Origin of the sequence: Nannocystis pusilla (assembly GCF_026626665.1) — a bacterium.
GTDB lineage: Bacteria > Myxococcota_A > Polyangia > Nannocystales > Nannocystaceae > Nannocystis > Nannocystis pusilla.
The window spans coordinates 10283329-10305724 of the sequence record NZ_JAPNKE010000002.1; the positions used below are offsets into that span (position 1 = coordinate 10283329).

A 22396-nucleotide genomic window follows, 5' to 3' on the forward strand; every position below is an offset into this window, starting at 1 on the left:
TCCTGTGCAGTCATGTTCACGGCCTGTGATCCGCCCGAGATGGTCAGCGAGCGCGGCGACTTCCGGCTGGTGGTCGACGGCCTGAGCACCGCCCGCGACCTCTTCGCCGCCGACTACTGGGACCCTCCGTACCCCGTCCTCACAGGCACGCGGATCTGCCCCGATCTGCGCTGCCAGGCCTGTCCGGAAGAGGGGGCCTGCGACGACGCGGCCGTCCACGCCAGCGGCCCGGTCGTGGTCGACGAGGACGGCTGCTTCGTCGTCGAGTCGCCCGGCGAGGTCGTGTGGACGGTCGACGCGCCCTGCGGCGCCCCCGGCCAGGAGCCCGACCGCGTGCAGATGCGCGTCGTCAGCCTTGACGCCGTCGAGGCTCGCGTCACCTCCGGCCTCGACGCGACGGTCGTGCGCTATGCGATGCGCGACAACCCGGTGGTCACCGTCCTCGGCGCCGAGTGGCTCGATCGGCTGCCGCGCGAGTTCAAGGTCGTCGCCGGCGAGCAGGTCGCCATCGGCGTCGCCCTGTTCGAGCCCGGGACGCATCACATCGTCGCGCGGCAGTCCGAGCCGGCGCCCGCGGTCACCTGGACGACCACGCGCGGGCGAGCGCCCGTCACCTATCCCAGCCAGCAGCTCGAGCTCGTCACCTTCGCCGGCTCCGAGGCGGAGGCGACCTTCGAGTTGGCCGGCCACCGCTGGCCGCTCGCGCGCGTGACGGGCGTGTCCGCCGACGCGGTGACCTCGCTCGAGCTGGCCGGCGCCTTCTACTTCATGGAGGACGACGACGCGCCGCTGATCGGTCGCACCTCGGTGCCGTTCGCGGCCCGGACGGTCGCGCGCGACGACGAAGGCGACCTGGTGGTCGGGCTGCCGATCGCGTGGTCGGCCGAGGCCGGCAACATGGCTTACTGGCCGGAGCTGACGCCGCCGGACACCCTCGTCCTCGCCGACGACTGTATCGCCCCCGAGGACCGCGACGGCGCGCGCAAGCTGCTGCTGCGGGCGCGCCACGGCGACCTGTCGGCGAGCCTCGAGTTCACCTGGGCCGGCACCCGCGAGCTGTCCCCGTTCAACTTCGTCGAGCCCGACTCGAGCTGGGCGCCGCCCGACACCTGCCTGGCCCCTGCGGGCTGCGGCTGCCGCAGCGGCGAGCCGGGCGGCGCGGCGCTGTTGCTCGGGCTGCTGCTCCTCGGGCGTCGGCGGCGAAAATCACATGTCCGAACGAACATGCTCGTCGGAACATGTCTCTTGGCGCTGCCGGTCAGCGGCTGCGGCGGCGGGCCGCCGAGCCTGAGCGTGGCGGAGGCGCTCCCGCTCGGCGAGCTGCCGCTGGGGCGAGCGCCCGATCTGCCCACCGTCCAGGGCGGTCACAGCGTCGCCGTCGGCGACCGCGCCGTGTGGGCGTTCCGCACCGCGACCGGCCGGCTCAGCTCCTCCCGGGTGGCCACGGCGGCCGCGGTGGCCGCCGACTTCGACGCGCGCGACGGCCTCTACCCGTTCACGGCCTATCAGACCGCCGACGAGGAGGACGACGACAAGCTGCTGCCGTACGTCGGCGCGGAGGGCCGCTACCGCTACGAGCGCGGCGGCGACTGCGACCTCGAAGAGGATTGCCCGCGGGTGTCCCTTTGGCCAGGTCCGATGGTCCACGACCGCGAGCGCGAGCGCGTGCTGATCTTCTACCGCAAGGTCATCCAGTACCCGGACAACCGCGACAACCAGCACGTGGGCAGCTCGATCGCGGTGTGGCGCGACGACCTCGGCGGCCGCCCGGTCCGGCCCGAGGTCGCCGAGGGCAGCGCCGAACCGACCCTGCTGTTCGGCGCCGAGGGCCCGCGGATCTCCGCCGCGCTCGCCGAGGACGAGCACGTGTACGCGTTCGCCTGCGGCGGCCGGGGCGGCGCCTGCACCCTGCAGCGCGCCCCGCTGGCGCACGCGCTCGAGCGCGACGCCTGGCGCTGGTACGCCGACGGCGGGTGGTCGTCGTCGCCGCGCCGGGCCGACGAGTTGTTCGAGGGCGCGGGGGCGATGAGCGTCCACTGGAGCGACCACGCCGGCGCCTACGTGGCGGTCTACGCCGATCGCGAGGAGCCGGCGGTGGTCCTGCGCACGGCGCCGGCGCTCACGGGTCCGTGGTCCGACGCGGCCGAGCTGGTTCGGCCGCGCGATCCGCAGCGCGTGCCGCGGATCCAGGACGCCATGCTGCACCCCGAGCTCGCGCGCGAGGGCGGCGCCGTCGACTACCTCACCTTCTTCGAGGCCTTCTCCAACGACATCGTGTCGATCAGCGGCACGCTGCAATTGGTCGAGATCCGCTGGGAGTGAGCGCAGCTCCCCGGCGCGCCGCTGGGGGTCGAGCTCCAGTGAGCCGCCGGTCGGCGGCTCACAGCCCGTGTTCCCACACGCGCGGGTCGCCCTCGCGGCGGCGGCGGGCCTGGATCACGAGGGTGCGGATCAGCAAGACGAAGAACGCGGCCAGCACCAGCCACAGGAGCCCGAAGGCGACGAGCGCGTAGACGTTGCCCACGGGCCGCTTCTACCACGTCCCGGCGGACGCGGCGCGCGCCCCGGTTGCAGGGGCTCCGGCGCGCGATTACCCTCGCCGGCCATGCATCCAGGCTCGCTCGTCGCCGCGGTCGCCCGCGCCTTGCACCCGGTCCTCCCCGCCGCCGCCGGCCTCACCGAGGACGAGGTCGCTGCCAGCCTCGCGGCCCCGCCGGACCCGACTCTCGGCGACTTCGCGTTCCCGTGCTTCAAGCTGGCCAAGGCCCTGCGCAAGGGTCCGCCGCAGATCGCCGCCGAGATCGCCGCGGGCCTCGCCGATCCTGCCGGCATGTTCTCGCGGGCCGTCGCCACCGGCCCTTACGTCAACCTCACCCTCGACCTCGGTCGCGCCGCCGCGCTGGTGCTGCCGCGCCTGGCCGCCGGCGAGCCCGCCCGGCGCCCGGCCACCGGCGTGCGCGTGATGGTCGAGTTCTCGCAGCCCAACACGCACAAGGCGTTCCACGTCGGCCACATGCGCAACCTGTGCCTCGGCGACTCGCTGGTCCGGCTGCTGCGCGTGGCCGGCGACGACGTCGTGGCCGCCAACTACCTCGGCGACGTCGGGGCGCACATCGCCAAGTGCCTGTGGTGGTACCTCGATCGCCTGCACGACCGCACCCCGCCGGCCGACCGCCGCGGCGAGTGGCTGGGCGAGCTGTACGCGGCGGCCAGCAACCAGCTCGACACCTGGGAGGACCAGGCGCAGGCCGGCGACGTCGCGGCCGCGGCGGAGCTGCAGCAGGCCAAGGCGCGCACGTCGGAGATCCTCCACCGCCTCGAGGCGCGCGAGCCGGAGATCATGGCGGTGTGGCAAGAGACCCGCGAGTGGTCGCTCGAGGAGTTCGCCGAGATCTACAAGTGGTGCGACGTCGGCTTCGACCGCGTGTTCTTCGAGAGCGAGGTCGACGAGCCCGGCCTCAAGCTGGTCGCCGAGTTCCTCGACAAGGGCGTGTTCGTCGTCTCCAACGGCGCGGTCGGGGTCGTCAACGACGAGGTCAAGCACATGCCGTTCTTCATGCTGCGCAAGCAGGACGGCACCAGCCTCTACTCGACCAAGGACCTCGCGCTCGCCCGCCTCAAGTTCGAGGAGTACCGCATCGACCGCTCGATCTACGTCGTCGACGTGCGCCAGAGCGACCACTTCCGCCACGTCTTCCTCACCCTCAAGAAGATGGGTTTTTATCAGGCCGAGCGCTGCCAGCACGTGCCGTACGAGATGGTCGAGCTGCCCGACGGGCCGATGGCCGGGCGCAAGGGCAACGTGGTGCTGTTCCGCAGCCTGCGCCAGCAGATGACGGCGCACCTGCGCAAGACGTGGTTCCAGCAGTTCGAGGGCCAGTGGTCGCCGGAGGAGATCGACGCCGCCGAGCGCACCGTCGCTCTCGGCGCGATCAAGTACGGGATGCTGAACCGCGACGTGAACCAGAAGATCGTGTTCGACCTCGCGGCCTGGCTCAACCTCGACGGCAACACCGGCCCGTACCTGCAGTACACCGGCGCCCGCGCCGGCTCGATCCTCCGCGAGTGCGGCGAGGTCGGCAAGGCCCTCGACCCGGCGCTGCTCGCCAGCGAGGCCGCGGTGCAGGCCGTCACCGCCAGCCTGAAGGAGCCGCAGGAGCGCGAGCTGCTGCTGGCGCTCGACCGCCTGCCGCAGACCCTGGCGGCCGCCGCCGAGCAGCTGCGGCCGTCGATCGTGTGCACCTACGCGTTCGAGCTGTGCCGCACCTTCAACCGGTTTTACAACGCCGACAACTGCCGCGTGAAGCCGAGCGAGGGCCCGCTGCTGCAGGCGCGTTTGCTGCTCGTCCACGCGTTCGTCCACGCGCTGCGCGAGACGCTGGCGGTGCTCGGGATCTCCGTGCCGCGGCGGATGTAGTCGCGGTCACTTGCGGAGAGGCCGGCGACACGAAGGCGTCGGCCGGGAGACGGCTGCGCGGCGTCGGCAGAGACCGCGGGGCTGCGCGGCTCTCGAGGCGGCGGCGCAGCGGCGCCGTTGAGATCGGCTGACGTTGCCGGCTTCTGGCGGCCTCGCTGTCGAGTTCGCTCCGCCGTCCGCGGCCCGGTTCGCACGCTCCGACGCGAGCGCGGTTGCCCGCGCGCCGCGCCTCGGAGGCGGGCTCGCCCGCAGGTCGTGGCGATGCCTTCGTGCTAGCGTCGCCGCCATGACCGTCGCCCTCTGGTGTCTGTTCGCCGCCGCGCTCCTCCATCCGCTCAGCAAGTTCCCGCTGGCCGCCGCTCAGGCGCGTGAGGGCAGCGGCTACGACAACCGCAACCCGCGCGCGCAGCAGGAGCGCCTGACCGGCTGGGGCGCGCGGGCGCGGGCGGTCCACGCCAACCAGATCGAGAGCTTCCCGCTGTTCGCCGCCGGCGTGCTCGTGGCGACGGTCGCGGCCCCGAAGGGCGGGGTGGTCGACTGCCTGGCGCTGGCCTACATCGCCGCGCGCCTGGTGTATCCGGTCCTCTACCTCGCCGACATCCACTACGCGCGCTCGCTGGTGTGGAGCGTCGGCTTCGGCGCCAGCCTGGCGCTGATGACCAGCCCGGCGTGGGCGTAGCCGGCGCGGCCCGAAGTTGAGCCGCGCAACGCAACGACGGGTGAAGCACCCGGACCGGCGGTGACGCCGGAGCGACGCGCCCGAGCGAGGACGCGTCGCTTGCATCATCGAGGGCGCGGCGGGACGAGCCGAGGTCGTGACGAGCGACGGCGCTCCTGAACACCCGCCGCGAACTCGCCCCACGCCGCGGCCGGGCGATGCGTGAGCCGCCGAGCGATCGACGATCGCCGACGATCGCAGCTCAACGGACATGACCGAAAGAGCATGACCGAAAGAGCATGCCGTAAAAAGCATGTCCGAACGGACATGTCCATTTCGGGGCCAAGGCCGTTTAAACGCCGCGAGCAGGCCGACTTGCGGGCCGAACTGCAGCTCGCAGAAGCCCGGCGCGGCCGGGGCCGAGAACGCGGCGCGGCAGCGGCCGCCGGGGAAGCTGAGCGAGAAGCGGATCGCCAGGTCGAGCCAGACGCGGCCGCCGAGGTGGATGGTCGCGCCGGGGGCTGCGACCGCGTGGCCGAGCACCCCGCCGCGGGCGCCCAGCACCTGCGGGCCGACGGCCGCGAGCAGGTAGGCGGCGAAGGTCTCGGTGCGCAGGGGGATCCACCGCACCATCGGCGCGATGCGGAAGGCCGCGCCCGGGTCGCCGGCGCGCGGCCGCTGCGACGGGTCGGTGGGCGAGGCGAGGAGCACCGTCGCCTGCAGCTCGCCGCCGATCTCGAGGCTCTCGCGCAGGAAGTAACCGCCGCGCAGGCTGACCCCGACGAGCGTCAGCTGGCTGGCGATGCTGCTGTCGGCGAAGAGCCCCAGCTCACCGCCGCGGCGGCGAAACGGCGCGACCGGGGTCAGCATGGGCTCGGCCGCGTGGACCTCGATCGTCGCGCCCGCGACCGCGAGCGCGAGGACGACCTGCACCGACCGACCGCAGGCCCGCGCGCCTCGCGACGACCCGACGTGCTCCGCACAGGCGGAGCCGAGCGACGCGACACGCGAAACGAAGGCCCGCTGTCGCGTCGAGGTGGAGAGGTCGCGCACGGCGAGCGATCGTAGCGGTCCGCGGGGCGGGGTCAATCCGCGACTACGATCGGCCGATGTCGAGCTCGACGCTGGTCCTCACGCTCGCCGCGGCCGCGGTGGCGAATCCGTACGCCCCCGACGCGCGGCCGGTGGTGCTCGACTTCCGCCCCGGGGCCGTCAACGCGGTGCCGCTCCTGCCCGCGCCCGCGGACGGCGCGACCTTCTCGGACCTGGCCGCGCACGAGGGCCTGCCGGTGGTCGAGAAGGAGCCCGGGACGCTGCCGCCGGGTTGGGTGCAGCTCGGCGGCATGGTCGTGCCCGAGGCCGTCGCTCAGGGCGCGCCCGTGATCTCGCCGTTCGTCGCGCGGCCGGAGGTCGCGGCCGGCAAGGTCGAGGGCCCCGGCGCCGACGAGCTGTGTGCGTACCCCGACGCCGTCCCCGGCGGCATCTACCCCGGCGAGTTCCGCCGCGGCACCGAGTACCCGCGCCGCGGCACGATCTACATGAACTACACCGGCGGCGTGCTCTACAACGGCATGGGCGACAACTCGGCCGAGAACTGGTCGGCGCTGGCCAAGACCGGCTCGAAGTACCCGGTGTACACGGGCGGCGAGGAGCGGGCGATCGCCGTCGCGCAGGCGGTCCAGGCCGACTTCGCCGCCTGGGCCCTGCGCGTGGTCTACCTCGAGCGCCCGCCGAAGGTGCTGCCCTACGTGATGATCATGATGGGCGGCCACTACAGCGACACCACCGCCGGGCCGTCGGGCGGCGTGGCGCCGGGCTCCGACTGCGAGGACATCGGGCTGCGCAACGTCTGCTACGCGTTCGTCAACGACGAGTCGACGAGCAACCAGGCCAACGTGGCGAGCCAGGAGATCGGCCACACCATGGGGCTCGGGCACACGGAGGGCAACGACCGGGTGATGGCGTTCGGCTACGACACGTACGCGCCGATCGACATGGGCTTCGGCGCCGAGTGCACGCCGATCATCACCGTGCAGGGTCAGTCGGGCGCGTGCGTCGGGATCAACAAGTGCCACTGCAACGACGGCGAGCTGCAGGACGACTCGCGCACCCTGTCGGCGATCTACGCCCCGCCGGGCCCCGACGTCGTGCCGCCCGAGATCACGATCACCGCGCCGGCCGACGGCGCCGTGTTCCAGGAGGGCGACGACGTGACCGTGGTGTTCGAGCCGTGGGACGACTACGGCGGCTACGGCTGGAAGCTGATGATCGAGCACGACGGCGAGCTGGTGGCCGACGTGGTCGACTACAACGCGACCCTCGAGTTCACCCTCAGCAACATGCCGCCCGGCAGCTACGAGCTGACCGCGCTGGTGATGGACCAGGCCGAGCAGACCGCCGAGCACACGATCTCGATCACCGTCGAGGGCTCCGCCGCCCCGACCACCAGCGCCGGTGAGAGCGAGGGCGACAGCGACGCGAGCACGGGCGACGCGAGCACCGGCGACGAGACCGGCGCCACGAGCGACGGCGGCGCGACGGCGGGCGGCGCGAGCGAGGGCGAGGGCAGCGACGGCGCCGCGGCCGGCGACGCCGACGATTCGTGCGCGTGCAAGACCGACGGCGCACCGACCGGCGCGGCGTGGGGCCTGCTCGCGCTGCTCGGGCTGCGCCGCCGCCGGCGCTGACGTGCGGACCGGCGCGCGCGACGGTGCAGCGCTGATGCGCGCGGAACCCCGGACGCTCGACTTGCGCCCGGCCTGACGGTGCCGTGCCGAAGCGCGCGGAACCCCGGACGCTCGACTTGCGCCCGGCGCGGCGGTGACGTGCCGATGCCCGTGGAGCCGCGACCGCTCGAATCGCGTCGGTCCGATGGTGCCGATGCGTGGAGCTGCGACCGCTCGAAGCGCGTCGGTCCAACGCCGACGCCAGGGCGACTCGCGCGACCCCGGGTGCTCGAATCGCGCGGGTCCGACGGTCACGTGCCGATGCGCGGAGCCCCTGACCGCGTCCGGCGATGACGCCGAGACGAGGCGCGCGGGTTCATCGCGCCGGTGCGGTCGCGTGGATCATCTCACGGGCGGCGCGATCGAGCAGGTCTCATACGACATGCTCATAAGAGCATGTCTTAATAAGCATGTCTTATCAAGCATGCCCGTTCAGACATCCGCCTCGAGCGCGCCGCCGTCGCCGCGCCAGCCCCAGCGCGGCCAGCCACCACGCCCCGCCGGCTCGCGAGTCGCACGCGCAGCCGTCCTCGCTCGTCTGCGGAGCCACGAACGCCGCGCCCGCGCTCCAGCTCCCCGTGGTCTCGCCGGTCGCGCCGGTGGTGAGCGTTTCCTCGGCCCCGGTCGTCGGGGACTCCTCGGCCCCGGTCGAGCCGGTCAAATTATCACCTGTCTCCGGGGACATGCAGCCCTCGACCACCAGCGGCAGCGCGCGTCGCAGCTCAGCGTCCCCGCGGCGAAACCCGAATCTTCACAGGTCTGGCCGCCGAGGTCGCCGCCGTCGCACGCCTCGCCCCCGCTGCGGACCCCGTCGCCGCAGAACTCGCACAGCGCCGGCATCGGGGCTTCGCACGGGCGGATCTGGTGGTGACACAGCACCTCGTTGAGCACCGCGTAGGCCGCCTCGCCGTGGTTGCAGGCGATGTATGTGGCGTTGTCGTCGGCGAACCCGCGGTAGGTGCTGCTGCTGACCTGGGCCGCGTAGAGGAGCGCGCGGCCGATCGCGTCATGGGCCGGCGCGGCGGCGAGGGCCGGCAGCGGCGTGCACTCGTAGGGCGGCGCGGTCGCGCAGCTCTCCGCGTGCAGCAGCTCCCAGAAGGCCTGGAACCAGCTGTCGACGGCATAGCCGACCCCGCGGTCGCACAGGCCGGTGCCCTCCGCGAAGTCGATGTCCGTCTGCGTCGGCAGGTCGCACAGGTCGGGGAACTCGTTCTCGTCGCTGGTGCACGCGGGGTCGTCGTCGGCGACGAAGCGCGAGAAGTCGGCGCCGCTCGGGCGACACGCCGCGTTGTGCGGGTTGCGGTTCTCGCCGAGGCTGAGCCGCGTCAGCGTCGCGCACGAGTCGCTCCGGCCGGCCGCGGGGTAGAGCGAACGGTAGAACCACAGCGCCATCAGGCTGGCGTAGGTCTCCGACAGCGGCAGGACGTCGTCGGTGGTGCCGGGGTGGCAGTCGGCCGCGCACGGCATGCACACGAACGGCTCGAACATCAGGCCCGGCGCGGCGAACAGATCGACGAAGTGGCCGAACTCGTGCGGCAGCACCGACGACGACTGGTTCGCGCCCTTGAGGTACATCGCCCCGACGACCTCGTGCGGTCCGGGGCCGGCCGGGTGCTGCAGCGCCTCCGGCGGCTCGGCGGTCGCCCCGGCCCAGGCCGACGACACGCACCAGCGGCCTCGGCCCCGCACAGCGGCGCGGCCGGATCGGCGGCGACCACCAGGCGCGGCGCGAACTGCCCCGCCGGCAGCGCGCTGTCCAGCCCCAAAGTGGGCAGCGCGCTGTCCCAGCGCCCGTGCATGAAGGCGTCGGTATGGGCATAGAAGCTGCGCAATAAATAATAAGAGTTCTGCAGCCCGTATTCGCGGGAGTCGGGGTAGGCGTCGAACTCGCCGCCGAGCTCGCCGTAGATCGGGCTCGCCAGCGCCTCCGCGCGCGACTCGGCCCCCGCGGCGTCGATCAGCACGACCTGCGCGTCGGCCAGCCGCACGTTGCCGTCGGAGAGCGACCCGGTGGTCGGCAGCCGCACCGTCTCGATCGGCGCGGTGAAGATGTCGCCGTCGAGCGCTTCGGCCCGCACCTCGAACGCCAGCGCGTCGCCGAGGCCGGCGGCGGTCGGGTCGGTGAACGACAGCAGCGGCAACAGCTGGGCGCGCGGATCGGCGGCGACGACCACGTCGGCGACCCGCGCAGAGCCGTGAAACACCGCGGCCGCCCACCCCAGCGCGCGCCCGCGGGAACGCGACCAGGCGCAGCTGCACGGGCCGCAATGCCTCGCGGTCGAGCCCCGTGCGCGCGGCGGCGTGCGCGAGGACGCTGGCGACCGCGACGTCGCGAGCGGCCGGCGCGGCGACGAAGGCGTAGTCCTCGCGGCCGTCGACCACGGCGCCGCGGATCCCGATCACCCCGCCGCGATCGGCGACGAGCGTCAGCGTGGCGTCGGCGCCGAACACCGGCCATTCGCGGTAGTGCTGACGCAATCGCAGCAGGCGCAGCGCCCCGGCCTCGACCCGGCCGATCGGCGTCGCCGGCAGGCCGAGGTCGCGCGCGCGCAGGCCGGCGGCCAGGCCGAGGTCGCGCGGGTGGTCGACGATGAATTGCAGCAGCCGCAGCCGCACCAGCCAGTCGGGCTCACCGGGGCCGAGCGCGAACAGCCGGGCCCCGAACGCCGCGAGGCCGTAGGTGTCGCCGTCGCCGTGGCAGTAGCGCGCGTGGTCGCAGGCCGCGGCGAGGCACGGCAGGTCGCACGCGGGTCCGGTCATTCCCGGCGGGCAGCTCGCGGCGGGGACGCGGCAATCAAGCTGCTGCGCGTCGAAGGGCGCCAGCAGCAACGACCACGCCAGCAGCATCGCCGGCAGCGTTTCACACGCGGACCACGAGCGTCAACGGAGGCGAGCGCGCAGCCCCGAAGCGAACAAGGCCCCGAATCGGGGCCTTGTGCGAGAGAGCGGGAGACGGGGATCGAACCCGCGACATTCAGCTTGGGAAGCTGACACTCTACCAACTGAGTTACTCCCGCGGGGCCGGTATGTCTACCAGGGTGCGCGCCCGGCCGCAAGTCCGGTGCGCATCCGCCACGGGCCCCGCGAGCGCCGGGCTCGGGCGGCGCTGCCGGGCCTGACGCTCCGTGCGCCGCGCTTTTCTTGCGGCGCGCGTCTGCTCGCGGTAAGTGCGCGGAGGATGCACTCGAAGGCGGACATCCGGGCCCACAGCGCAGCCAGGCGGCGCGAACGGACCCCGAAGACGCAGCCGCTCGCTCGACCGAGCTGTGCGCCCACGTGCTCGCGGAGGCCCGCTGGCGCGCGGCGACCTCGGTGGCCGCGTTCGTCGGCGTCAAGGGCGAGCCCGACACCCGCCCACTGCTGATCGCCGCGCTCGCGGCCGGGAAACAGCTGTGGCTGCCGCGCATGGCCGGCCCGCGCCGCCAGCACATCGAGTTCGTGGCCGTCACCGACCTCGTGGCGCTCGCCCCGGCCCCGTTCGGCCTGCTCGAGCCGCGCGAAGGCCCGGGCGTGGCCCTCGCCGAGACCGACGTCGACCTGGTGCTGATGCCGGGCCTGGCGTTCACCCGCACCGGCGTCCGCCTCGGCTACGGCAAGGCCCACTACGACGGCGCGATGGCCCCGCTGCGCACCCTCTCGCGCCCGGTCCGCGTCGGCCTGTGCTTCAGCGACGAGCTGGTCGAGGCGCTGCCCGAGGAGCCTCACGACGTCGGCGTCCATGCGCTGGCGACCGAGCTCGGCCTGATCGACTGCGTCAGCCTGCAGTGACATGTCCGGAAGAGCATGTCCGAGATGACATGCCCTTTCGTACATTCGCTTGCGAGCATGTCCGATCGGTCATGTCCCCGCGAGGACCGTCTGGGCGGCCCCGTCGGCGGCCGCAAGCGGCTCGTCGGGCACGAGCGAGGCGGGTCGGCGGCGGCGTGAGCCGGCCGCGCCGGCGCTCAGTCGACCCGCTGGATCACGTGGAAGCCGAAGTCGGTCTCGATCACCGCGCTGAGCTCCCCGGGCTTCAGCGCGAACGCGGCGGTCTCGAACGCCGGCGCGAACATCCCGCGGCCGACCGAGCCGAGGTCGCCGCCGCGCTCGGCCGAGCTGTCCTCGCTGCGCTTCTTGGCCAGCGCCTCGAAGTCGGCCCCGGCCTTGCTGGCCTCGGCGTGGAGCTCCGTCGCCAGCTTCTGCGCCTCCTCCTTGCTGCGCTTGATCTTCGCCTCGGCGTTCTTGGCCCCGGCGTAGCGGACCAGGATGTGCCGCGTGTGGACCTTCTCGACCTTGCAGCGCTGCGCGACCACGAAGCCGTGCGGGTGCTCGACCGCCGCCGAGGTCTCGCCGATGCCGAGCGCGAACACCACGTCCTTCAGCGGCGCGTACTTCTCGGGCCACTTGTCCTTCGCGTAGGTGCCCATCGCCCCGCCCTTGGCCTTCGTCTTCGGCTCGTCGGACTCGCCGGCGAGCTCGGCGAAGCCTGTCCCCGAGGACAGCTTGGTGCGCAGCTCCTCGGCGCGCGCCTGGGCGGCGGCCTTGTCGCGGGTGACCGTCGGCTCGGCGCCCTCGGCCCCCTGCCAGGCGACCACGACGATCTTCGCGCACGCCTCGTCGGCCTCGCCCTGCGGGTACTTCGGCGCCGGCGGGGCGGCAGGTTCGGCCTTGGCGGGCGGCGGCGCCTCGACCTTCTTGGCCGGCTCGGCCGGCGGCTCGCCGGACTTGGCGGCGCCGCCGTCGCAAGCGGCCAACAAAAGGACGAGGCAGGACAGGGCAGCGCGCGTCATCGCGGCCAGGATACACCCCGACGGCCCCGACGTGCGAGCGCCGGCCACCCGCGCGTACTCGCGACTTTGACGCCGTCGCACGGCTCGCCCCGCGGCCCCGGTGACGGATATCGACAAGCGGGGAGGGTCGATCGGGCCTGTCTTCGAGGACATGTGACTGCGGCGATCGCCGCGCGAGGCCGCCGCCGGGGCCGCCGGGAGCGCCATGCGCGGCTGGCCGCGGCGCTCGCGAATCGCGACCGCGACCGCCGCTCGACCCATCGAAGCGACGAAATCAGCAATCGACAGCCCCGCGAGCGGCCTGCACCTTGCCGGCATGGAAGAACCCACGGTCCACGTCGTCACCACCCTGTCGACCCGGCCGCACGCGCCGGAGGCGTTCGCCGGGGCCATGCGCGAGCTCGTCCAGGCCGGCCGCGAGGTGCCCGGCAACCGCCGCTTCGAGGCCTACCAGGGCACGACGGACCCGCGCGAGTTCGTGGTGATCGAGGTGTGGGCCAGCGAGGAGGCCGCGGACGCGCACCTGAGCGCGGAGCACACCGAGCAGGCGTTCGTGGCGATAGGCCCGCTGCTCGAGCAGCCGTCGGCGATCGTCCGCCACGTCCGCGTCGCCTGAGCCGCGAGGAGGAGCGCCATGAACGTCCAGGAAGTCCGCGCCACGCTCACGGAGATGGAAGACTCGATGTTCGGCGGTCTGGCCGCGATCGACGTGTTCGCCAAGACGTCGGGCATGTCGATCGCCGGCCTGCGCACCTCGCCGCGGGCGTGCGCCCTGTTCAACATCCTGTTCGACCGCATCAGCGACACCCTCAAGAAGACCGGCCTGCCGGTGCCCGAGTACGTGCATCAGACCATGCTGCGCCTCGGCGAGGACGGCCAGGTCATGATCATCGTCGTCGACCTGTCCGACAAGTACCGCATGGGCATGGCGCTCGACTGCACCCGGGCCCAGCTCGGGATCATGGTCAGCGTGGTGCTCCCCGACGCCATCTCGCGCATGCGCGCGGCCCTCGGCTGAATCCTTATCTTTAAAGAGAAAAGAAGAACGAGAGAGACCCATGCCCGTGTTCAACCCGTCGATCCTCGCCGTGGTCAAGCTGTCGGTCGAGCGCGTCGCCCTCGACCGGGCGCTCGCGCTCCTGCAAGAGCTCGCCGAGCGCAGCCGATCCGAGCGCGGCTGCTCGCGCTTCGAGGTGCTGCAAGAGGCGGCCGACCCGACGCAGCTCGTCACGGTCGAGCGCTGGGACGGCGACGCGTCGGCCGACGCGCACATGCGCAGCCCCCACGTGACCGTGGCGCTGGCCCGCCTGACGCCGCTCCTGCGCGCGGCGCCGCGGTTCGCCCGTTATCGCAGCGTCGAGCGCTGAGGCTCAGGCGGGCGAGGCGACCGCGAGCTCGTGGCGCAGAGTGACGACCCGGCGTCGAGCGCTGCGGCTCATGCGAGCGAGGCGACCGCGAGCTCGTGGCGCAGAGTGACGACCCGGCGTCGAGCGCTGCGGCTCATGCGAGCGAGGCGGCCTCGACCGCAGCGTCGAGCGCCGAGGCTCAGGCGAGCGAGGCGACCACGGCCTCGACGACGAGGGTGGCGAGGGTAGCGAGGATCTCCCGGCCCTCCTCCGCGGTCGCGGCCGCCGGCGCGCCGCAGTAGGCCCGCGGCATGTCGCACTCGAGGAAGCCGCGCTTGCCGGCGCGGATGTGCTCGGCGAGCGGCACCGGGTGCTCGGGCAGCCCGGCCGCGAGGTCCATGCGCACGAGGTCGGGGCGGATCGCCAGGACCAGGCTGGTCTCGTAGCGGCCGGCGTGGCACGAGCCGCTCTGGAACTCCGGTGTCAGGCGGGCCGCGAGCGCGCGCCGGGTGGTGTCGACGAACAGCAGGGTGTCACCGGTGTCGGCCTCGTAGCGACGCGCGACCTCCCGCAGCGAGGCGATGTGGTCGGGCTCGAGGTGGGCGGTGAACACCACCACGCGGTCGAAGCCCATCGCCCGGATCGCCCGACATGTCCCGAGGACCAGGCCGATCGCCACCTCGGCGCCGATCGACGTCGAGCCGGCGAAGTCCTTGGCCCACTCGGTCACCGCGTAGTGGATCGGCGGCAGCACGGCCGCGAGGTGCCCGCGCCCGGCCAGCTCGCCGGCGGCCAGCCCGACCACCGCCTCGCCGATCAGGCTGTCGGTCGACAGCGGCAGGTGCGGCCCGTGCGCCTCGGTGCTGCCGACCGGCAGCAGCGCGACCTTGGGCTGCGGCAGCGCGAGCAGCCGCTCGACCTCGGGGTAGCTCAGCTCGGCGAAGCGGACGTAGAGACCGGGTGTCTGTTCAGCCATGGCGAATCGACCAGGTGCGAGGGGACATGTTCTAAAAAATATTCAGGTCAGCGCGGCCGCCAGCTTGCGCAGCTCGCCGCGCTTGATCTTGCCGGTCTCGGTGCGCGGCAGGGTGGCCACGAACTCGACCCGCCGCGGCGCCTTGAAGGCGGCGATGTTGGCGCGGGCGTGGGCGAGGATCTCGGCGGCCAGCGCCTCGCCGGGGCTGTGGCCCGCGGCCAGCTCGACGTAGGCGACCGCGCGCTCGAGCCCGTCGGCGTCGCGGTAGCCGACCACGCCGGCCTCGTGGACCGCGGGGTGGCCCAAGAGGCAGTTCTCGACCTCGACCGGCGAGACGTACACGCCCGAGCACTTGAGCATGTCGTCGCCGCGGCCGCAGAACCAGAAGTAGCCGTCGGCGTCGACGAGGAACTTGTCGGCGCCCTTGACCGAGTCGCCCCAGAAGGTCGCGCGGCTGAGGTCGCGCATGCGCCAGTAGCCCTGGCCGGCCGAGGGCCCGGTGATCACGAGGGTGCCGATCTCGCCCGGCGGGACGTCGCGGCCGTCGTCGTCGATCAGGCGGTAGCTGTAGCCCTCGACGAGCTTGCCGAGGCTGCCGTCCTTCACGTCGCCGGGGCGGTTGGTGATGTAGACGTGGAACATCTCGGCCGAGCCGATGCCGTCGTAGATCTCGACCCCGGTCGACTGCTTCCACAGCCGGTACAGCCGCGACGGCAGCGCCTCGCCGGCGCTGACCAACGAGTGCAGCGACGACAGGTCGCGCCGCTCCGCCTCGTCGAGGTGGTCGAGCATCTTGGCGATCGTCGTCGGCACCGTCACGAACTGGGTCGCGCGGTACTTCTCGACGAGGCCGTACCACCGCTCGGGCGCGACCCGCTCGGGCACCAGCACGCAGCTGCCGCCGACGCTGAACGGGAACAGCATGTTGCTGGCGAGGGCGTAGCCGAAGAACAGCTTGGGCGCCGAGATCGTGACGTCCTCGCGCTGGATGCCGAGGGTGCGCTGGGCGTAGGCGACCGTGTTCCACACGAAGTCGTGGTGCATGTGCACGACGCACTTCGGCTTGCCGGTCGAGCCCGACGACGACAGCCAGGTGGCGAAGTCGTCGCGGTACGTCGGCTCGGTGCGCGCGGTGTCGGGCTGGCGGGCCAGCTCGGCGTGCCAGTCGAGGGTGTCCTTCGGGACAGGCGCGCCGGCGCGGTCGACCACGATCACGATCGGCGGGTAGGGCGCGTCGCGCCACACCGGCTCGAGCTGCGGGTAGACCTCGGCGTCGACGATCACCGCCCGCGGCCGCGCGTACTCGAGGTAGTAGGCGTAGTCGGCCGGCAGCAGCCACGTGTTCGTCGGCACCGCCACGCAGCCGGCGCGCAAGACCCCGAAGTAGGCCGCCGCGAACTCGGGCGTGTCCAGCAATAGCAGCTGCACGCGGTCCTCGATGCGCAGGCCGAGCGAGCGCAGCAAGTTGGTGACGCGGCACGACGCGGCCATCAGCTCGCGGTAGGTCACCTGCGCGTCGCCGCAGTAGATCGCGGTCTTGTCGCCGAGGCCCTCGGCGACGCGGGCGTCGAGGAACCACTCGGCCATGTTGAGGCGATCGGGGACGACGATCGGAGCGGGCATGGGTCGCGGGCAAAATCCCACAAGGCCCGCGTCCGCGGGCAGCGGCGGGCGGGTGCGGGGCCTCACGCCAGCCGCATCGCGGCGCTCGCCTCGCCCCTTCGGCGGGCGAGCTGAGGTATGTTCCCCGCCCCGTGGAGGTCGTCTACCCGCGCCTGTCCTTCGACCTCGACCGCGACGTGTTCGTGGTCTGGCTGCGCTGGGTGTCGCTCGAGCGGCCGCCGTCGCCCGAGGCGCCGCCGTCGCAGGGGATCCGCGTCGAGCTGCAGCTGAACCGCAACGCGGTGCTCGGCCCGACGATCGCCTACCGCCGCGAGCTCGAGCCGGCCCCGCGGCTGTACCGCGTGCCGAGGAGCCGCTGCGCCGAGGTGCTGCGCGTCGCGGCCCGCCGCGGCGTGCTCGACGTGCAGCTCATCATCCACGGCTCGATCGCCAACGCGCCCTACGCCGCGCTCTACCACGTGCGCGACGACGACGCCGAGCTCACCGAGATGCCCGGCACGCCGCTCTTGCAGGTGCAACCATCGACCCCCGGCGACCGCTGGCACGTGGCCGGCCAGGCCAACCTGCGCGTGCAGCTCGAGCTGGTCGAGCGCAAGCGCCTGCGCGTGCTGGCCTGACGAGCGGGCCACGCGGTGGCGAGCCCGCGCCGGCGCATCACTCCTGCTCGAAGCGATCGATCGCGTCGAGGGCGGCGCGGGCCCGCTCGAGGCTGTTGCCGCTGGCGCTGCGCTCGAGGGCGGCCCGCAGCCGCGGCCGCGACCGCGACGCGCGGATGAACACCAGGATCGCCGCCAGCACGACCGCGCCGATCACGAGCTGCATCACCACGAACCCCGGCGCGCGGGCGATCAGGTCCTCGCCGTTGCTCGCGGCCAGGCAGACGAGCAGCGGGACGTGCAAGAGGGCCCACGGCAGCCCCAGCCACGGGGAAGTGCGCACCCGCCAGGCCCGCAGCACGGCCAGGCGGCGCTGATTGAGCACCACCGGTTCGGCCGGGTCGATCGCGCGGACCAGCACCAGCTCGCGCGCGCCGAGGACCACGACCATGAGCAGGTAGGCCTGCAGCACGGCGCCGCACAGCACGAGGTGCGGCGTGTCGTGGTGGTCGGCCCAGAACGACGCGCACGCGAACACCAGCGCGCCGGCGATCAGCGTCTGGCACCACAGGCCGAACACCAGCGGGCGCAGGCGCGAGCGGGCGCGGTCCGTCGCCCGTTCGTGGAGGAGCTGCAGCTGGAGCGCGTCGTGGCGGTCGAGCCGGCGGTCGAGCACCTGCCAGGCTTGCTTGAGGTCGTCGAGTTCCATGCTTCACGTCTCCGTCGCCGTCGCGGCGAGCTGGCCGCGCAGGCGCTGCTTGAGGCGGCCGAGCTTGGTCGCCACGTTGGTCTCGCTGATGCCGAGGATCGCCGCGATCTCACTGTGCGGGCGCTCTTCGAGGTAGAGCAGGATGAGCGCCCGGTCGAGCTCCGCGAGCCCGGCGATCACCGCGTGGAGCCGAGCGAGCCGCTCGTCGGGCTCGCCGGCGTCGTCCGCCAGGTCGGGCGGCTCGGCGCGCGGTTCGATGCGGCCGTCGCGGACCCGCTCGCGCCGCGCGAACGAGATGCCGACGTTGAGGGCGACGCGGTACATCCACGTCGAGAACCGTCGCTCGGGGTCGTAGCGGGGGAACGAGCGCCACAGCTGGATCGCGATCTCCTGCGCCAGGTCGCTGCGGTCCTGACGGCCGCGCGCGTACACGCTCGCCACCTTGAGCACGATCTTGTGGTGCTCGCGCAGCAGCGCCAGAAATCGCGGCCGGAGGTCGTCGCTCGTCATGCGTCTGCGCTGATGATTCGCGCGAGCCCCCGCGAGGTTCACACGTCGCGGCCATTTATTTTCGCGGGCCGGCGACCCAACGAAAACGGCCGCCCGGAGGCGGCCGCGGGCGACGGGCGAGCGAGGCTCAGCTCTGGCCGCCGCCGGTGAGCATCTCCTTGAGGCCGGGGATCTCGCCGAGCAGCGGCATCAGGACGATCTCGATGCGGCGGTTCTTGGCCTTGCCCTCTTCGCTGGTGTTGTCGGCGACCGGGTCGACGTCGCCGTAGCCGGCCGCGCCGAGGGTGCCCTGCGGCATGCCCTGGGTGACGAGGAACTGCACGACCTCGACCGAGCGCGCGGTCGACAGCTCCCAGTTGTTCTTGAACTTGGCGGTCTTGATCGGGACGTTGTCGGTGTGGCCGGCGACCAGCCACTCGCGGTCGTTGAGGCTCTTGAGCGCGCCGGCGAGGTTCGACAGCGCGGCCTGACCCTCGGGCTTGAGGTCGGTCTTGCCGGAGTCGAACAGGATGCTGCTGGCCAGCTTGACGACGAAGCGGCCCTTGCGGACCTCGACCTGGATCGTGCCGGCGTCGATGAGCGACTTGAGCTTGGCGAACAGGTCCTTGTAGACCTGCAACTCGGCCAGGCGCTTGGCCTTCTCGTCGCGCAGCTTCTTCAGCTCGTCGGCGGTCGCGCCGGCCTTGCGCGCGAGGTCGGCGTTCTGCTCCTCGAGCACCTTGATCTCGTTGCCGAGCCGCGCCACGTCCTTCTCGAGCTGGGCGATCTTGTCCTTCAGCGAGGTGTTCTCCTCGTTCAGCTTCTTGTTCTTGCCCTGCTCGTCGCGCAGCTCGCCCTCCGTCTTCGCGAGCTTGGCCTGCGTCTCCGCGAGGGCTGCCTCGAGTTCTTTGCGTTTGCAGCCGGAGACGGCCAGCGTGGACAGGAGCATGAGGACGGCGAGCTTGCGCATGGCGCAAGGCTATCCCATGCCGGCCAATTGCGACGCATCTCGACCTCGGGGCGTACCCTCGCGGTCCGGGCCCGGGATCTGGGCCATAACGCAGCGAGATCACAGAGAAAATGGCCAAGCCACGAGCCAACTCTCCTTCTGCGCGAGATGCGCGAGTGCGCGAAAGTTCTTCCGGGCTGCCACGGCCGTGGGGCGAGTTCCTCGGCGTGGTGCTGCTCGCCATCGGCGTGCTGATGCTCGGCGGACTGTTCTCGTACCAGTTCGGCACCGGCACGTTGATGGGCCCGGTCGGTCGCCTGGTCGCCGGGGCCCTGTACGCCTCGCTCGGCATGGGTTCGTACCTGCTGGTGCTCGGCGTGCTCGGCCTCGGGGTCAAGGCGCTGCACGGCGACGCGATGGAGCTGCGCTCCGGCGAGGGCCTCGGCTTCTCGCTGGCGACGGTGGCCGGCTGCGTGCTGCTGCACGTGATGTTCCCGGCCTACCGGATCTACGGCTTCACGGCCGGAGGCCTGGCCGGCGAGGTGCTCGGGGAGATCGGCCTCGGCATGTTCGATCGGGCAGGTACCTACCTGATCGCGGGGGCCCTGCTGTGCGTCGGCCTGTTCGCCTCGACGCCGCTGTCGACCAACCACCTGATCGCCGCGGTGCGCATGGTCGGCCGCGGCTTTATCGCCATCGGCCAGTACCTGTGGGGCGGGCTCGTCGGCATCGGTGAGTCGCTGCGCGGCCGCGCCGAGGAGGTCGAGGACGAGGAGGAAGAGGAAGAGGTCGACGAGGAGGAAGAGGTCGACGAAGAAGAGGCCGAGGAGGAAGAAGAGGAAGAGGAGGAGGAGGTCGAGGAGGAGCCGAAGCCCAAGCGGCGCCGTCGCAACAACAAGGCCAAGGCCGCCCCCGCCGAGGTCGAGGAGGACGAGGCGCCGGCGCCGTCGGTGCCCGCCGCGGCCGTGGCCGATGCCCCGCGCAAGAACCGGAAGGTCGCGCGTCGTCCGGAGGACATGCCGGAGATCGTGCTGACCGCCGGGCGCCCCGAGGCCGAGGTGGCGAAGGCCGAGAAGCCGAAGGCGGACAAGAGCGAGCTCGAGAAGGTCGAGCCCGCCGAGGACGTCGCGCCGAAGCGCCGCCGCAAGCCGACCAAGGTCGAGCCCGAGGTGTCGACCGATCTTGAAGAGCCTTCGGGACATGTCGCTGAGGACAGGGCCGAAGAGACAGCCATCGAGGTGCCCGCGCCCGCCAAGGCCGCGCCCGCGGCCAAGACCGTCAAGAAGGCCCCGCCGCGGCCGCAGGAGCTGGCGGCGACCGTCGAGGTCACGACCGAGCTCGACGAGGAGGAGAGCGCGCCGCCGCCGGCGATCGTCGCTCGCGCCCCCGTCGCGCCCGCGCCCGTGCCCGTGTCTGCCCGCGCGCCCGAGCAGCTGCCGCTGGCGCCCGCCGCCGCGGCCGCCGTCAAGCCGGTCGAGCGCGTGCCGGCGATCCCCGGCATCGTCCGCCTGACCTCGGGCCCGTACAACCTGCCGCCGTCGAAGCTGTTCGAGGCCGCCGACACGCCCGCGGTCGAGGTCGACAAGAACTTCGTGCTCGAGCAGGCCGAGCGCATCGAGCACGCGCTCGCGCAGTTCAAGGTCAACGGCAAGGTGACCAAGATCCACCCCGGCCCGGTGATCACCCGCTACGAGTTCAAGCCCGACCCTGGCGTCAAGCTGTCGCGCATCGAGAGCCTCGAGAACGACCTCGCCATGGCGCTCGAGGCGATCGCCATCCGCATCCTCGCGCCGATCCCCGGCAAGGCGACCGTCGGCTTCGAGGTCCCGAACGCCACCCGCGAGACCGTCTCGATCAAGGAGATCCTCGAGAGCGAGGCGTTCGAGGCCGCGCGCGGCGGCAAGCTGCCGATGGTGCTCGGCAAGAACATCACCGGCAAGCCGGTGGCGATCGACCTGGCCAAGGCGCCGCACCTGCTGGTCGCCGGCGCGACCGGCTCGGGCAAGTCGGTCGGCGTCAACGCGATGATCTGCTCGCTCCTCTTCGCCTGTACGCCGGAGGACGTGCGCATGATCATGATCGACCCGAAGATGCTCGAGCTGAGCATCTACAAGGACATCCCGCACCTGCTCCTGCCCGTCATCACCGACGCCGAGCAGGCCAGCATGGCGCTGCGCTGGGCGGTCGACGAGATGGAGCGGCGCTACGCCGTGCTGAGCGACGCGCAGGTGCGCGACATCGCCGGCTACAACAAGAAGCTGCCGCAGCTCATCGACGAGTGGGAGGCGGAGAAGCGGGCGCTCGAGGAGGCCGCGGCCGACGCCAGCGCCGCCGCGCGCGAGGAGGGCGAGGACGCGATCCCGGCCGAGTTCCTCGGCGGCGTCGGCTTCGACGAGGACGGCCCGGTCGAGTCGATGGGCGGCCTGCCGAGCGGGGCCAAGGTCGGCGACAAGCCGGAGAAGATGCCGTACATCGTCGTCATCATCGATGAGTTCGCCGACCTCATGATGGTCGCCAGCAAGGAGGTCGAGACCAGCGTCGCGCGCATCGCCGCCAAGGCGCGCGCCTGCGGCATCCACCTGATCCTGGCGACCCAGCGGCCCAGCGTCGACGTCATCACCGGCACGATCAAGAACAACTTCCCCTCGCGCATCGCCTTCCAGGTGACGAGCGACATCGACAGCCGCACGATCCTCGACGGCAAGGGCGCCAAGCAGCTGCTCGGCATGGGCGACATGCTGCACATGGACCGCGGCGGTCAGCCGCAGCGCGTCCACGGCTGCTACGTGTCCGAGGACGAGATCCTCAAGGTCGTGGCGTTCATCCGCAAGCAGGCGCGGCCGACGTACAACCTGGCGATCACCGCCAAGCGCGACGAAGAGGAGGAGGAGGCGCCGAGCGATCGGCGCGCCGATCCGCTCTACGACAAGGCGGTGCAGATCGTCGCCGAGACGCGCAAGGTCAGCACCAGCATGATCCAGCGCCGGCTCAACATCGGCTACAACCGCGCCGCGAAGATCGTCGAGATGATGGAGGCCGAGGGCGTGATCGGCCCGGCGCGGGGCACTGCGCCGCGCGAGGTGTTCGTCCAGGCCGCGTGAGTCGGCGAGATCTCCGCCGGCCGGGCTCGCGCGGCCC

The 22396-nt window shown here is 72.3% G+C and carries 21 protein-coding genes and 1 tRNA gene; 11 read left to right on the top strand and 11 right to left on the bottom strand.

What is annotated here, in order from left to right; genetic code table 11:
• The first annotated feature begins 12 nt into the window (after positions 1–12).
• Positions 13–2322, top strand: coding sequence for a DUF4185 domain-containing protein (locus OV079_RS45480; protein WP_267776158.1), 2310 nt, complete (start codon positions 13–15; stop codon positions 2320–2322).
• 58 nt (positions 2323–2380) lie between these two features.
• Here OV079_RS45480 and OV079_RS45485 read toward each other — a convergent pair whose 3' ends face one another.
• Entirely contained in the window at positions 2381–2524 is a 144-nt protein-coding gene (locus tag OV079_RS45485) for a hypothetical protein (protein WP_267704541.1), read from the bottom strand.
• Positions 2525–2605: 81 nt separating this feature from the next.
• Here OV079_RS45485 and argS point away from each other — a divergent pair, with 81 nt between their 5' ends.
• From argS to OV079_RS45505, 4 genes are all read left to right on the top strand, one after another.
• Entirely contained in the window at positions 2606–4417 is a 1812-nt protein-coding gene (gene argS, locus OV079_RS45490; protein WP_267776160.1) for an arginine--tRNA ligase, read from the top strand.
• 286 nt (positions 4418–4703) lie between these two features.
• On the top strand, positions 4704–5096 hold the full coding sequence (locus tag OV079_RS45495; RefSeq protein ID WP_267776162.1) for an MAPEG family protein: 393 nt from the start codon (positions 4704–4706) through the stop codon (positions 5094–5096).
• Between the two features lie 306 nt (positions 5097–5402).
• Positions 5403–6143: a hypothetical protein gene (locus OV079_RS45500; RefSeq protein WP_267776164.1), complete on the top strand. Its 741-nt coding sequence runs from the start codon at positions 5403–5405 to the stop codon at positions 6141–6143.
• A 41-nt stretch (positions 6144–6184) separates the two neighbouring features.
• Positions 6185–7762 (top strand): Ig-like domain-containing protein, encoded by a 1578-nt coding sequence (locus tag OV079_RS45505; protein WP_267776165.1) that lies wholly within the window; start codon positions 6185–6187, stop codon positions 7760–7762.
• A gap of 457 nt (positions 7763–8219) precedes the next feature.
• On the opposite strand, the gene OV079_RS45510 is transcribed toward OV079_RS45505, so the two are convergent.
• The 4 genes from OV079_RS45510 to OV079_RS45525 form a co-directional block, all read right to left on the bottom strand.
• On the bottom strand, positions 8220–8486 hold the full coding sequence (locus OV079_RS45510) for a hypothetical protein (RefSeq protein WP_267776167.1): 267 nt from the start codon (positions 8484–8486) through the stop codon (positions 8220–8222).
• A complete protein-coding gene (locus OV079_RS45515) occupies positions 8459–9376 on the bottom strand; it encodes a hypothetical protein (RefSeq protein WP_267776168.1) in 918 nt (305 codons plus the stop codon). The genes OV079_RS45510 and OV079_RS45515 overlap by 28 nt, the downstream gene beginning before the upstream one ends.
• Positions 9289–10005 (bottom strand): hypothetical protein, encoded by a 717-nt coding sequence (locus OV079_RS45520; protein WP_267776170.1) that lies wholly within the window; start codon positions 10003–10005, stop codon positions 9289–9291. Before OV079_RS45520 ends, OV079_RS45515 begins: the two co-directional genes overlap by 88 nt.
• A 740-nt stretch (positions 10006–10745) precedes the next feature.
• Positions 10746–10818 (bottom strand) — tRNA-Gly (locus tag OV079_RS45525).
• 124 nt (positions 10819–10942) lie between these two features.
• Here OV079_RS45525 and OV079_RS45530 point away from each other — a divergent pair.
• Complete coding sequence (locus tag OV079_RS45530; protein ID WP_267776172.1) at positions 10943–11569, top strand: 5-formyltetrahydrofolate cyclo-ligase; 627 nt, start codon at positions 10943–10945, stop codon at positions 11567–11569.
• Positions 11570–11745: 176 nt separating this feature from the next.
• Here OV079_RS45530 and OV079_RS45535 read toward each other — a convergent pair whose 3' ends face one another.
• Positions 11746–12570, bottom strand: a complete 825-nt coding sequence (locus tag OV079_RS45535) for a foldase protein PrsA (protein ID WP_267776174.1) — start codon at positions 12568–12570, stop codon at positions 11746–11748.
• Between the two features lie 316 nt (positions 12571–12886).
• Here OV079_RS45535 and OV079_RS45540 point away from each other — a divergent pair, with 316 nt between their 5' ends.
• From OV079_RS45540 to OV079_RS45550, 3 genes are read left to right on the top strand one after another with little or no spacing between them, the layout of a single operon-like run.
• Entirely contained in the window at positions 12887–13186 is a 300-nt protein-coding gene (locus OV079_RS45540; protein WP_267776175.1) for a putative quinol monooxygenase, read from the top strand.
• Positions 13187–13204: 18 nt separating this feature from the next.
• The gene (locus OV079_RS45545) at positions 13205–13588 is read left to right on the top strand and encodes a hypothetical protein (protein WP_267776177.1); all 384 of its coding nucleotides are present in this window, start codon (positions 13205–13207) and stop codon (positions 13586–13588) included.
• Between the two features lie 40 nt (positions 13589–13628).
• Entirely contained in the window at positions 13629–13937 is a 309-nt protein-coding gene (locus OV079_RS45550) for a putative quinol monooxygenase (protein ID WP_267776179.1), read from the top strand.
• A gap of 178 nt (positions 13938–14115) precedes the next feature.
• On the opposite strand, the gene OV079_RS45555 is transcribed toward OV079_RS45550, so the two are convergent.
• Together OV079_RS45555 and OV079_RS45560 are read right to left on the bottom strand one after the other, a co-directional pair.
• Positions 14116–14892 carry a creatininase family protein gene (locus tag OV079_RS45555; RefSeq protein WP_267776180.1) on the bottom strand — a complete coding sequence of 259 codons (777 nt, stop codon included), beginning with the start codon at positions 14890–14892 and terminating at the stop codon, positions 14116–14118.
• 42 nt (positions 14893–14934) lie between these two features.
• The gene (locus OV079_RS45560) at positions 14935–16515 is read right to left on the bottom strand and encodes a benzoate-CoA ligase family protein (RefSeq protein ID WP_267776181.1); all 1581 of its coding nucleotides are present in this window, start codon (positions 16513–16515) and stop codon (positions 14935–14937) included.
• Positions 16516–16646: 131 nt separating this feature from the next.
• Here OV079_RS45560 and OV079_RS45565 point away from each other — a divergent pair, with 131 nt between their 5' ends.
• Positions 16647–17132: a hypothetical protein gene (locus OV079_RS45565; protein ID WP_267776182.1), complete on the top strand. Its 486-nt coding sequence runs from the start codon at positions 16647–16649 to the stop codon at positions 17130–17132.
• A gap of 37 nt (positions 17133–17169) precedes the next feature.
• Here the strand turns inward: OV079_RS45565 and OV079_RS45570 are convergent, their stop codons facing one another.
• The 3 genes from OV079_RS45570 to OV079_RS45580 all read right to left on the bottom strand — a co-directional run bounded on the left by OV079_RS45570 (position 17170) and on the right by OV079_RS45580 (position 19279).
• On the bottom strand, positions 17170–17820 hold the full coding sequence (locus OV079_RS45570) for a hypothetical protein (RefSeq protein WP_267776183.1): 651 nt from the start codon (positions 17818–17820) through the stop codon (positions 17170–17172).
• Positions 17821–17823: 3 nt separating this feature from the next.
• Positions 17824–18330 (bottom strand): RNA polymerase sigma factor, encoded by a 507-nt coding sequence (locus OV079_RS45575; protein WP_267776184.1) that lies wholly within the window; start codon positions 18328–18330, stop codon positions 17824–17826.
• 127 nt (positions 18331–18457) lie between these two features.
• Complete coding sequence (locus OV079_RS45580; protein ID WP_267776185.1) at positions 18458–19279, bottom strand: OmpA family protein; 822 nt, start codon at positions 19277–19279, stop codon at positions 18458–18460.
• 155 nt (positions 19280–19434) lie between these two features.
• Between OV079_RS45580 and OV079_RS45585 the strand changes: the two genes are divergently transcribed.
• Positions 19435–22359: a DNA translocase FtsK gene (locus OV079_RS45585; protein ID WP_267776187.1), complete on the top strand. Its 2925-nt coding sequence runs from the start codon at positions 19435–19437 to the stop codon at positions 22357–22359.
• Positions 22360–22396: the final 37 nt, after the last annotated feature.